Raw genomic sequence first — 12,523 nt, 5'->3', positions numbered from 1 at the left:
CTACTTCACCGCGATCGGATTCACCGGAGCACCGACGGCACCGGTCACCGGAATCGGTGCGGCCGTGAGGAAGAACTCGTAGATTCCGTCCGCCGCACAGTCGTCGCCGAGCGCGTCGAGATCCCACATCTCGCCCAGGAACAACCCGATGTTGGGAATGGCAACCTGATGCAGAGGCTGAAACGCGACATCGAATTCGTTCGGACGAACCTCGAAGCCCCAGGTGTCGGTCGCGATCGCCGCGATCTGGCTGTCGTGCAACCAATCTGCGGTGGTGAAGGACAGACCGGGCGCTGCTCCCCCGGCATAATCACCCCAGCCTTCGCGTCGAGTGCGACTGAGTTGACCGGTACGAACGAGCACCATGTCGCCGCTGCGGACCTCGGAGGTGTGGCCCTGCGCGGCGATCGTTGCCGTCAGGTGCTCGGTCGTGATCGCGAACCCGTCGGGCAACTCCCCGTTCTCACCGAACTGTCGGCCGACGTCCAACAACACTCCGCGACCGACGATTCCGTTGGCCACCGTCTCGATGCCGGTGACACCGTCCCCCAGGCTGGTGACGACCTTCTCCGCCGGCCGACCGTTCCATGCCATCCCGTGGTCGAAGATGTGCCCCAGACCGTCCCATTGAGTCGAGCACTGCAGCGGCATCGAGACGACGTCGTCGGCACCGCCGATTCCGTGCGGGAAGCCTTGGATTCCGGTCACGGCGTCGGTACCCGTGTCGAGCATCGTGTGTACCGGGTTGGTTCGTCGACGCCAGCCCTTCTGCGGACCGTCCATGTCGAAACTCTGCGACAACGAGAACGACGCCCCTTTGACGATGAGCGAGGCAGCCGCCGTACGAAGATCATCGGTCAGGTAGTTCATCGTTCCGCGCACGTCATCGTCGCCCCACCTACCCCAATTTCTGTTCCGGAGTGCGGCTTTCGCTATCTCTCCTTCGGGGTCGGTGCGATCGAGAGCTCGCTGAGCATCAGCGGTCGTCATGCGGACGCTCCTCTCGGTTCGTGCGAGGACGAACCGTTCGTGGTGGACGAACCGGCGACACTGCGACGGTCTCGCATTCGTGGGTGGTCGACGGTGCGGGCTGCCGGCACGTCGGGGACGGCACGCGATTCACCGACCGTATTGGTCAAGGTGCCGATTCCTTCGACGGTCATCGTGACGACGTCGCCTGCCTGTAACGGAGGCGGAGATTGCTCGCCACGCCTACCCCAGAGTTCGGCGAGACAGCCACCGTTTCCGACGGTGCCACTGCCGAGGACGTCTCCGGGATGCACCCAGGAATTGCGCGATGCATACGCCACCAGCGCATCGAAACTCCATCCCATGTTGGCGAGCGAATCATGGCCGACGAGTTGGCCGTTCACCTCGACGGTGCAGAGGATATCGAGAAACCCGTCGGCATCGCGATGGGCGTGGATTTCGTCTGCGGTGACGATCCACGGCCCCAAGGTGTTGGCGAAGTCCTTACCCTTGGCCGGCCCCAAATTGACCTGCATCTCACGGCGCTGCAGGTCTCGCGCCGACCAATCGTTGAGGATCGTGTACCCGAAGATGTGACCCGCTGCTTCGTCCATCGTCACGTCGGATCCGGACTTGCCGATCACGGCCGCAACTTCGAGCTCGAAGTCAAGGGCGCGGCAGGCAGCGGGAGGCGAGATCACCGCGTCCGGTCCGCTGACCGTGTACGGATTGGTGAAGTAGAAGCGCGGGGCCTCGTACCACGCATCGACCACACCGCTCGCACCGTCGATGCTGCGACGCACGCCTTCCACATGCTCCTCGAAGGCAACGAAGTCGCGAATGGTGGACGGTTGCAGAGGTGCCAGTAGCGTCACCTCGTTCAGGGCCACGGCCAGCCCCTGCTGAGCCTGAGCGCCGAGGTCCAACGCCTGATCGAGGCCGGCGTCGAGCAGTTGCCGCATCGGTCGGTCCAGCGGCCAGACCTGGTCGCCGTCGACCACTCCCGACAGCGTCGTTCCCTTGTACTCGTACGTCGCGAACTTCATACCGGCGGTGCCACGAACAGACCCTTGTCAGGGTCGTTGAAGGATTTCTTGGCCACGAACTCGTCCATTGCGTTCGCGGTACCCCACTGATCGGACACCTCGGGTGCCGAGAAGTCGAGCAGGTGCGGGTGCCAGGTGTCCTCGTCGAGAACCTCGAGCTCGGTGGTGTACTCCATCGTGTTTCCATTGGGGTCGAGGAAGTAGGAGAAGGTGTTGTTACCGGCCTGGTGCCGGCCCGGCCCCCAGATCTTCTCCACACCTGCACGCAGCATTCGTCCGGTGCCTCGCATGTACTCGTCGATGCCGCGGAGCTCGAAGGAGGCATGATGCAGCGATACGTGGGGGCCGCGAGCAACCGCCATGCTGTGATGCTGCGGATTGGTCCGCAGGAACCACATCATCTCACCCATCCTCGGGTGCATGAGGGTATCGGACAGCTTGAAGCCGAACCACTTGTCGTAGAAGGCAACTGTGGTTTCGGGATTCGGCGAGTTCAACACCACATGGGAGAGCTTCACCGGGATCGATTCGCCCTCTTCGACTTTGCGGTGCTGACGTACCGCGACGTCCGAGGACACCTCGATGGTGCGCCCGTCGACGTCGAAGAAGCGAAAACCGTAGCCCCCGCCCATCGTCTGCAATGTTCCCGGCTCATCGACCAGCTGGACACCGCCGACTGCGAGCCGCTCGGCAAGTGCGTCGACACCGGCCGCGTCGGCCATTCCGTAGGAGACCAGATCGAGCCTTTTATCGGCATCCTTGCGGATTCGGACCACGTACTGCTCGGGCGAGCCCTCCGCCGCCAGGTAGGTCACGTCGCCGTCGGAGCCGACGTCGGTGAGTCCCCACTGGCGCGTGTAGAAGTCGAGCTGCTGCTGATAATCGGGCACGGCGAGATCGACGTGGCGTAGATGGGTGAATGCGTAGTTGCTCACGAAACGACTCCTGCTTCAGCGGGCGACAAGCCGAGGCGAAAGGCATTGTCGCTCAATATTGATCGTGTGACTTCTTCGGAAAACTCTGCCGCGCGAACCTCGGCAACCGGGTCCTCGTTGCCCATATCGAACGGGTAATCCGACCCGAGTACCACCGATTCGGCTCCCACCGCGTCCACGAGCGCGGCAAGCGCCCCCGGTCCGTGCACGAGCGAATCGAACGTGATGCGAGACAGGTAGCTGCTGGGGAGATCCGCGCATCGACGGGCCTCGGGACGTACCTTCCACGCGTGGTCGGAGCGACCGATGTAGGTAGGCAGGTACCCGCCGCCGTGCGCAGCCAACAATTTGAGGGTCGGGTGACGGTCGAGGACACCACTGAAGATGATGTGCGACAACGCAACCGCGTTCTCCGTCGGCTGTCCTACGGTGTTGGACAGGTAGAATTTGTCGAGCCGCTCGTCCAGGGAACACCCGAACGGATGCAGGAAGACGATTGCGCCCAGCTCGGCTGCTCGCGCCCAGAACGGTTCGAGTGCTTCGTCGGACAGTTCCACTCCCGGGGCAAACGACGAAATCTCGACGCCCGCAAGACCACAGTTGCCGACCGCATCATCGAGCGCGGTCACCGCGTCCGCCGGTTGTCCGAGGGGTACGAGCCCCAGCCCGACGAGCCGCGACGGTTCTTCCGCCACCAGAGCCGCGATACCGCGGTTCGCACTCGACGTAACCAGCTGTGCCGAGTCGCGATCGGCCCAGTAGTGATACTGGGACGGCGAGGGCGACACCACCTGCACGTCGATTCCCGCGGCGTCCATGTCGGCGAGCCGTCGATCTACACCCATGAGCTGAGAAATGCGCTCCGCAACCATCTTTCCGGAAACCGCAAGGGACTCCGCACCGTTGCGCCGGGCATCGAGAGCTCGGTGCGCCTCGAGACCCGGTTGGCCGGCTACGACTGCCTCGACCTCGGGCACGATAGCGTGCGCGTGCACATCGACTACGCGGCCGTTCACGGTGCCTCACTGACCAGAGCTGCGACGCGGCCCATCAACCCGGGGACGTCGGCATCTCTGTCGTGCGCGAGCATCCAGGTTCCGATCTGTACCGACGCTTCCACGACGGCGCGAGCCCGCGGCAGCCGCCGAGCTGTGAACGCATCGAGCAGAGTGTCGTCGATCGAATCGGCGGCCAGCACCATTTCTGCGAGGACGAACGCGTCTTCCAACGCCTGAGCCCCGCCCTGAGCGACGGTGGGCGGACAGCAGTGCGCGGCATCGCCGATCAGCACGACCCGTCCGCGGTGCCACGGGCCGTCGATCACGTGAGACTCGAACCAGGTGTAGTTGATGGCACTCGGATCGTCGAGATCGGCCCTGATGTCGTCCCACGGCCCGTGATAGTTTTCGGCCAAACCCTTCATGACGCTCAGTCGCTCCGCCGGAGACAACCCGCCCCGATCCTGTGCGTCCTCGACAATGTATGCGTAGAGCGAGTTTTCGCCTGTCGGGCAGTAGCCCGCGATGTAGCCGGCACCGCCGTAATAGAGGTCGGTTCGCGTGATGCTGTCCGGACGCGGTCCGACGAGCCGCCAGATTCCCATCCCGGTCGGTTGCGGCGCGACATCGATACCGATCGCTGCGCGAGTGGCCGAGCGCACACCGTCCGCACCGATGACCAGGTCGTATCGACCGGACGTGCCATCGGAGAACGTGACGGTGACGCCGTCCTCGTCGTGCGCGAAAGAGTCTGCGGTGACAGCGAATCGGAGCTTGGCACCGGCGCTCTCGGCGGCGTCGTGCAGGATCGACGCCAAGACCGGGCGTTCCATGCCCACTGTTGCGGGCAGGTCGGGCCCGCCGGTACGGGCGTCGTTCATCTCGACCAGCAACGTCCCGTGCGGATCCGGTGCCCGCAGGCCGAGTGTGTCGAAACCGTAGCCGTGTTCTCGAACGCGATCCCACACCCCGAGTGAACGCAGGACACGTAGGGCGTTGCCTTGCAGAGTGATTCCGGAGCCGGAGGTGTTTTCACGTGGAGTTCTCTCGACCACGTCGACCGATACGCCGCCCTGTGCCAGTGCGATCGCCGATGCCGCACCCGCGATGCCGGCACCGATCACCAGTACCGATGTCATGATGCGTTCACCACCGGCGTCTGCTGGTATCCGAGTCCGGTGATGGTCGACGTCATGACGTCTCCGTCTCGCAGGAGTCGTCCCCAGTGCATTCCGTTGCCCGCGGGGCTACCGGTCAAGATCAGATCACCCGGCAGCAACTGCACGGTCTGCGACACCGCAGAGACCAATTCCGCGACACCGAACAACATGTCCTCGGTCGATTCGTCCTGCATCGCTTTGCCTTCCAGCTCCAGAGTCAAGCGCATCGCGGACACGGCACCGGCGTCGTCCTTCGGCACGATCCACGGACCGATGGGCAAGAAGCCCGGAGCATTCTTCGCGCGCAGCCAGTCGGTGCCGATTTCCGGCATGTCGCGGCGAAACACCAATTCGCGGGTCGTGAGGTCGTTGGCGATGGTGTAGCCGGCGATGGCGTCGAGCGCCTCCTCCGGCGACAAGCGGTATGCGGGGCGTCCGACCACCGCAGCCAGCTCGAGCTCCCAGTCGTTCTTGTGCGTTCCCGCCGGAAGCGTCACGGTGTCGTACGGGCCGGTCACCGCAGAAGGCAATCCGATGAAGAAGTACGGATCTCCCTGCGCTGCACGCTTGTCCATCAAATCGGCGGTTTCCGCACGAACCTGGTCCTCGGTACGCCCGTTCGCGATATCGGCGTGCTTGACCGCCAGATCGATGACGTGCTTTCGGTAATTGGCACCGGCCTGCAGAATCTGGCGCGGCTCGACCGGAGCCGCCATGGTGGCGTCCGAGAGTGCGGTCCACTCACCGTCGCCGGACGCAACTACGGCGCGCAGGGCCGGTAGCAACCTGTCCCAGTCATCCAAGACTGCGCGTGTGCTGATCGGAGCCGTCAGCTTCAGGCTGTCCGCCACGGAGTCCAGGTTGAGGAGGTTTCCGGCCGACAGAACCACCGCGTGCGGGCCGTCGGCGAGATTCGCCACGGCGAGTGCGAAGGAGGGAAGAGGCAAAGACGCAATATCCACGGGAGAGACGGCTTTCTGTCGGAAGTGGTGTGATGGCCACCACTGTCCCGCGCCGTGCAGTCATCAGTCAAACAAGTAACAGATATGACCACTATCAGCGACAGGAATACACCCCGTGAAGCTGGGACCGAGGTCGTTCACTCGGCCTCCGGCACCAGCAAGTAGTTCGCGACCAAGCCAGACAACTGGGACACGAAGACGCCATCGTCGAGTTCCGGGCCCAGAAAGGTTGTGCCGTAACTGGTACGGATGACCAGGCCGGAAAACGCCACATCGAACGCCATGCGCAGCGCCAACTCGCGACCGACAGCATGGGACTCGGATGTCGACGGTCGTAACACCTCCGCGAACCTCTCCCCCAATCCGCGCGCGAGAACACTTCCTCGGCGATAGATCTCGGGATGAACGCCGGAAATGAGGATCACCGATCGAAGAAACGCCGAATGCTGCGCGAAGGTATCCACCATCGCGGCGACGGCCATCGCCACCGCCTCGCGCGGACCTCGACCGCGCCACCGCGCGATATCGAACAACTCGTCGCGATCCGCCTCGATGACGGCAATCTTTCGTTCGTAGACCGCAAGAAAGAGACCGTCTTTGGTGTTCACCCGCTCGTATACTGCGCGCGGTGAAACCAGCGCGCGTTCACACACCGCCGCGATGGTGAACGCGTCGTGGCCGCCCTCTTCCACGATCGCCACACCCGCGTCGAGAATTCGATCCCACGCCTCACGGCTGCGCTGCTGCCTGGGGAGCCTGACGGCCAAGACGTCGTCGGAGCGGTCGGACGATCGGTTCATGGCGCACTTCCGTGATCGGTGAATTTCTTCCGATTGTGTCAGGTAGGCGAACAGCGTGACACAAGACACAGCGCTCTGATACCGTAGTGCTCGCTACGCTTTCTGCGTGCGGCCCCGGAACAGAATGCGGCCGCTCGTGCGACCCCGAGCCATCCGAATCCGAATAACTCTCGGACCGTAGCGAATTCACCGACGACAGGAGTGGATCGACATGCCCGGACCATCTACACCGCGAGGCCGCGTCGCCGTCATAGGCGCGGGCCCGGCAGGAATGGCGACCGCACTGTCGGTTCACCAGGCCGGCCATGACGTGCTGCTACTCGAGCGCTACAAGCAGGCACGTCCCGCGGGAAACATCCTGAACCTGTGGCCGCCGCCCATCAAAGCGCTGCGCCTGATGGGCGTCGACACCGAGGATCTCGGTGCACCCTGCGCAACCGAATTCCGCAGTGCCACAGGCCGTCGACGCGTCAAGATAGACATGCCGCAGGACATCGTCGACGAGTACGGCGGCGGATTCATCGGACTCCTGCGTCCCGAGCTCTACGAACGCCTGCTGTCCGCACTTCCGAGCGGAGTGTTGCAGGTGGACCGGGGTGTCGAGAGCTTCGTTCAGGACGAGCGCGGAGTCACCCTGACGATGTCGGACGGCAGTGTCGAACATGTCGACGTCGTCGTCGGTGCCGATGGCATCGATTCGATGGTCCGCCGAACACTGTGGGGTGATGCACCCAAGCGCGAACACAACCTGCACATCTTCGGCGGATTCACCTTCGACGAAGTCCCCAGCGCGACAGCAGGAATGTGCATACTTTCCCACAGCCGCACGGTCCAGGGAGCCTGGACCTCCATCCGAAACCACGGCCGAAGCGGATTCCAGTGGTGGATGCTGGCCGCGTCGACCGAATTCCAGGGCGATCTACACTCCGAAGCCACCCGCCTCGGAAGCGAATTCGTATCACCCATCCCGGAACTCATCAGGTCGACGTCGTCGAAGGATGTGCAGCGGTGGCCCATTCGCGATCGAAAACCGTTGAAGCAGTGGTCGATCGGACGCGCCACCTTGGTCGGAGATGCGGCGCACCCGACGTCTCCGTATGCAGCCTACGGAGCCGGAATGGCAACCGAGGACGGCTACTTCCTCGGTCGGCGACTTGCGGGTGTCGATCTTTCCGATCAGGCCGCCGTCGAAACGGCATTGGCGGCATTCGAAGGGCCTCGCCGCCCTCACACGGCGCGCCAATCTCAGCAGGCTTACGTTCTGGGCCAGATGTTTCATCAGGCCCCCCGCCCGTTGCAGGCAGTCCGGGACCTCGTTCTCGATCGCACGCCGCTGCTTCAGAAGGTAGTGGGAGAGTCGAGTCCCAAGGAGATCCTCGATCAGCTCGCGTTGATCGATGCGGCCGAAGCAGAATTCCACCGCACACCCGCCTGAAGGCTGGCCCTATCGTCCGAAAGGAACGTAACATGGGCTAACCAGCCAGATGGAGGTCTCCGTGAGCATGCCAGCACCGTCCCCTCAGGAGGCGTTCGTTCAAGGCCGCATCATCAATCTCGTTCGGTCCGGCCGCGCACGCACGCGGCCGGAACTCGAACTGGAGACGGGTCTGGGCCGCAAGGTCGTTCACCAGCGCGTTCAGACGGCCCTCTCGGCGGGCCTGCTCGCGGACGGCGAGCTGACCCCCTCGGGGGGTGGCCGGCCGTCACGGTCGCTCCGCTTCCGCTCCGATGCCGGGCACGTTTTCGCCGGCGTGATCGGAGCCGAGGAGCTCACCGCTGCCGTTGCCGACCTGGACGGAAACCTGAAAGCCAAGCAACACATGGATTGGAACGCGTCGACAGGTCCGGACGCGACGATGGAACGACTCGACGAGTTGTTCGTCAACCTCGCTCGCCGAACCGGCACCACCCCGTGGGGGTTCGGCATCGGTGTCGCGGGTCCGGTCGATTTCGGATCCGGCCGGCTGGTCGATCCACCGATCATGCCCGGCTGGGACGACTACAGCATCCGCTCGTGGCTGCGCGAAAGATACGACTCGCCGGTGTGGGTGGACAACGACGTGAATCTGATGGCGTTGGGAGAGTGGCACCGGGGACATCCGGCCGACGGGCGCGATCTGCTGTACATATTCTTGGACACCGGCATCGGTGGGGGGCTCGTATCTCGCGGCAAGGTGTTCCGTGGGGACAGTGGCGCGGCGGGCGACATCGGCCATATTCAGGTCACCGACGACCCGACGATCCTGTGCCGCTGCGGACGAACCGGTTGCCTCGAGGCGGCCGCCGGCGGATGGAGTATCGCTCGCCGACTGACTGCACACGCCTCCGAGAGCCCTGTTCTCACCGCAGCGCTCCGCGGCAGAGAAGCGCTGTCGGCCGGCGACATCGCCAAGGCGTTCTCCACGGGTGATCCGTTGACCGTCACGATGCTGCACGCGAGCGCCGTCACGGTAGGGACGACAACGGCGAACTTGGTCAACTTCGCCAACCCGGGCACGGTCGTGATCGGCGGGGGCGCGCTTCGGCTGGGCGACGAATTCTTCACGGAACTCGAGGATGCCGTGCGGCACCGAACCACCGCTCTCGCCGGTCGGCGCCTGACCGTCCGTCGAGCGTCGCTGGACCACACCGAAGGGGTCGTCGGCGCGGCCATTCTTGCCATCGAGCATCTCTTCGATCCGGACCTACTCGGCCTGTGGGCACCGAGTGGTTCACCGCTCGGTTACGCGGCACCGCTGCAAAAATCGACCTCGGGAACCATCCCAGCGTGATCCTTGACATATGTTCCAAATGAACTAAACTCGATTTCAGTCTCGCGTTGCTCACGACTTCTCTCCCACCTCGGCCCAGCGTCGACGCGGTGTCGGCGACACGGTTTTCCGCGAATCCCGCAGCGTCCGAGCACAACTGGCTCGACCGTTCGGTGAGTGACCGAGATGGTCCGGCACCATTGGAGACGAGGAATCGTGAGCATTCACCCACGCGCAGGCATTATCGGCACAGGCTTCATGGGCGCAGTACACAGCCGCGCGATCCGCCGTAACGGAGCAGTCGTATCGAGAGTCGTCGGATCCACCCCGGAATCGACCCGCGCCACGGCCCCGTCCTTCGACCCCGAATTCTCGACCGAGACGGTGTGGGAGCTGATTCGAGCCGACGATGTCGACGTAGTACACATCTGCACTCCCAACGCCACCCACGCCGGGTTGGCACGGGCAGCACTCGAAGCAGGCAAACACGTGGTGTGCGAAAAGCCGCTGGCGGTCGATGCTCAGGAGGCGACCGAACTCGCGGACCTCGCTCGATCCATGGGCGTCGTTGCAGCCGTACCGTTCGTCTATCGCTTCTACCCCTCGGTCCGACGGGCGCGCGCCCGAATTGCGGACGGCACCAGCGGACGGCCGTACCTCATGCACGGTTCGTATCTGCAGGATTGGCTCGCGGTTCCGACCGACAGCGACTGGAGAGTGGATCCGGAGCGCGGCGGGCCGTCGAGAGCGTTCGCCGATATCGGCGTCCACTGGTGCGACCTCATCGAGTTCGTCACCGGCCACCGGATCACCCGATTGTCGGCGCGAACGATGATCGCGATTCCCGAGCGCGGCGGTCGACGCGTCACCACCGAGGACGCTGCTCTGCTGATGTTCGAGACCGATCGAGGCAGTGCCGGCACACTGACGGTCAGCCAAGTGAGCGTCGGCCGAAAGAACCGGTTGTGGTTCTCGATCGACGCGGCGGCCGAGAGCATGTCGTTCGATCAGGAAAACCCGGAGACCCTGTGGGTCGGTGGCCTCGACGACAACAAGGTGCTGACCCGCGGCGGCGCGGACGCGTACTCGGTTCTCCCGCCCGGGCATCCGCAGGGCTACCAGGATTGCTTCGACGCGTTCGTCGCCGACACCTACCGCGCGATCGGGGGCACCGTCCCGGACGGGCTTCCCACCTTCGCCGACGGCGTGCGTGCCGCGCACCTGACCGAAGCCGTCCTGACCTCCGCTCGTACCGAACAGTGGATCGATGTATCCATGCGCCACAACACTATCGAGAAAGTAGCGACCCTACGATGACTGCACACCGATCACCCGACACGGGCCCGGACCGATCCTTTCCGACCTCGGTCGACGTCGCGATAGTCGGTAGTGGCCCGAGCGGTGCCGCTTACGCCCGCATTCTCAGCGAGCTGTGTCCCGATGCCTCGCTGGTCACCTTCGAGGTCGGTCCGCTGCTGACCGATCCGCCCGGAACGCACATCAAGAACATCGTCGACGACGACGCCCGGGCGCGCGCGCAGAGGATGTCCGAGGGACCGCTCGCCTCGTCCGAAACCGTTGTTCGCACAGCCGATTACTCCGACGAATCACCACGGATCGCGCGGCCCGGAACGTTCCTGTTGGACTCGGGATACCAGTTCGACGGCGAGGACGGACTACCGAACGCGGCCATGTCGAGCAATGTCGGCGGCATGGGCGCGCACTGGACCGGAGCGTGCCCCCGGCCCGGTGACGGCGAGCGAATCTCTTCGCTCGACAACCTGGACGAGCTGCTCGACGAAGCCGAACGACTTCTCGGCGTGGACCGAGACCCGTTCGGTGACGCCCCTTTCGCGGCCGAAGTACGTACGCGGCTCGCGGACCTGCTGAATGTGGGCAGGACCGACGACCGGAAGGTGGCGCCTATGCCTCTGGCCGTGACCAGGCATGACGACGGCCGGCTGTCCTGGTCGGGCTCGGATGTGGTCTACGGCGACGTGACCCGACACAACGCCAACCACGTTCTTGCCCCGGAAGCGCTCGTCACTCGGGTCCTGACGCGAGACGGAGCAGTCGAGGGAGTCCGGGTCAAGGACACCCGTACCAGTGCCGAACACGATGTTCGGGCGCGGTTCGTGGTGGTGGCGGCGGACAGTCTGCGCACTCCACAGTTGTTGTGGGCGTCCGGCATTCGCCCGGAAGCGCTGGGACGGTACCTCAACGATCAGCCGCAGACCGTCTATGCCGTTCGCCTGCGTGACGTCTCCGAAGACGCCGCGAGCGAGGTCGACCCGCGAGGCCGCTCGACCATCGTGCAGCAGAGCGGCGTGAGCTGGGTGCCCTACACCGACGCCGAACCGTTCCACGGTCAGGTGATGCAGCTCGATGCGTCACCGGTGCCGTTGGCCGAGGACGACGTTCCGACACCAGGAACCATCGTCGGACTCGGCTGGTTCTGCGGCAAGGAACTGCAAGCCAGTGACCGAATCGAGTTCGACGACAACGAGATGGATCGCTACGGACTGCCGGCCATGCGCATCCACTACACGTTGACCGACCGCGACCACGAGAACATCGCGGCGGCAACGGCTGCCGTCGAGCGAGCTGCCCAGGCGCTCGGAGAGCCGTTGGGCGACAAGCCGTTCACCTTCGGCCCCGGGGCATCCCTGCACGTGCAGGGAACCGTCCGAATGGGCACGGTAGCGGACGGCACGTCTGTTTGCGATCCGCGCTCCCAGGTATGGGACGTCGAACGTCTCCACGTCGCCGGCAACGGAGTCATTCCCACGTCGACAGCCTGTAATCCCACGCTGACATCGGTGGCGCTCGCGGTCGCGGGCGCACGCCACATCGCTCTACAGCTGACCCACACCTCGGCTGTTCTCGTACCTCAGGAGGTCTGA

11 protein-coding genes are annotated in these 12,523 nt (G+C 64.4%); 4 read left to right on the top strand and 7 right to left on the bottom strand.

All coding sequences use genetic code 11. The features are described from left to right. The 7 genes from ACIGGF_RS08050 to ACIGGF_RS08020 form a co-directional block, all read right to left on the bottom strand. Entirely contained in the window at positions 1–990 is a 990-nt protein-coding gene (locus tag ACIGGF_RS08050; protein ID WP_397520853.1) for a cyclase family protein, read from the bottom strand. Next, positions 987–2,015, bottom strand: a complete 1,029-nt coding sequence (locus ACIGGF_RS08045) for a fumarylacetoacetate hydrolase family protein (protein WP_397520852.1) — start codon at positions 2,013–2,015, stop codon at positions 987–989. The genes ACIGGF_RS08050 and ACIGGF_RS08045 overlap by 4 nt, the downstream gene beginning before the upstream one ends. Next, positions 2,012–2,950: a VOC family protein gene (locus ACIGGF_RS08040; RefSeq protein ID WP_397520851.1), complete on the bottom strand. Its 939-nt coding sequence runs from the start codon at positions 2,948–2,950 to the stop codon at positions 2,012–2,014. Before ACIGGF_RS08040 ends, ACIGGF_RS08045 begins: the two co-directional genes overlap by 4 nt. Further along, entirely contained in the window at positions 2,947–3,966 is a 1,020-nt protein-coding gene (locus tag ACIGGF_RS08035; RefSeq protein WP_222092582.1) for an amidohydrolase family protein, read from the bottom strand. Before ACIGGF_RS08035 ends, ACIGGF_RS08040 begins: the two co-directional genes overlap by 4 nt. Then, positions 3,963–5,087, bottom strand: a complete 1,125-nt coding sequence (locus tag ACIGGF_RS08030; RefSeq protein ID WP_397520850.1) for an FAD-dependent oxidoreductase — start codon at positions 5,085–5,087, stop codon at positions 3,963–3,965. Before ACIGGF_RS08030 ends, ACIGGF_RS08035 begins: the two co-directional genes overlap by 4 nt. Further along, complete coding sequence (locus tag ACIGGF_RS08025) at positions 5,084–6,055, bottom strand: fumarylacetoacetate hydrolase family protein (RefSeq protein ID WP_222092580.1); 972 nt, start codon at positions 6,053–6,055, stop codon at positions 5,084–5,086. Before ACIGGF_RS08025 ends, ACIGGF_RS08030 begins: the two co-directional genes overlap by 4 nt. A 152-nt stretch (positions 6,056–6,207) precedes the next feature. Continuing rightward, entirely contained in the window at positions 6,208–6,870 is a 663-nt protein-coding gene (locus ACIGGF_RS08020) for a TetR/AcrR family transcriptional regulator (RefSeq protein ID WP_397520849.1), read from the bottom strand. Between the two features lie 211 nt (positions 6,871–7,081). Here ACIGGF_RS08020 and ACIGGF_RS08015 point away from each other — a divergent pair, with 211 nt between their 5' ends. The 4 genes from ACIGGF_RS08015 to ACIGGF_RS08000 all read left to right on the top strand — a co-directional run bounded on the left by ACIGGF_RS08015 (position 7,082) and on the right by ACIGGF_RS08000 (position 12,523). Then, the gene (locus ACIGGF_RS08015; protein ID WP_397520848.1) at positions 7,082–8,305 is read left to right on the top strand and encodes an FAD-dependent oxidoreductase; all 1,224 of its coding nucleotides are present in this window, start codon (positions 7,082–7,084) and stop codon (positions 8,303–8,305) included. A gap of 67 nt (positions 8,306–8,372) precedes the next feature. Then, positions 8,373–9,641: an ROK family protein gene (locus ACIGGF_RS08010; protein ID WP_397520903.1), complete on the top strand. Its 1,269-nt coding sequence runs from the start codon at positions 8,373–8,375 to the stop codon at positions 9,639–9,641. A gap of 195 nt (positions 9,642–9,836) precedes the next feature. Next, on the top strand, positions 9,837–10,937 hold the full coding sequence (locus ACIGGF_RS08005; protein WP_397520847.1) for a Gfo/Idh/MocA family protein: 1,101 nt from the start codon (positions 9,837–9,839) through the stop codon (positions 10,935–10,937). Further along, a complete protein-coding gene (locus ACIGGF_RS08000) occupies positions 10,934–12,523 on the top strand; it encodes a GMC oxidoreductase (RefSeq protein WP_397520846.1) in 1,590 nt (529 codons plus the stop codon). The genes ACIGGF_RS08005 and ACIGGF_RS08000 overlap by 4 nt, the downstream gene beginning before the upstream one ends.

Origin of the sequence: Rhodococcus sp. NPDC078407 (genome assembly GCF_044542515.1) — a bacterium.
Classification (GTDB): Bacteria; Actinomycetota; Actinomycetes; order Mycobacteriales; family Mycobacteriaceae; genus Rhodococcoides.
The sequence above is the reverse complement of the archived record's forward strand: the minus strand, read 5'-3'. Positions and strand labels throughout refer to the sequence as shown.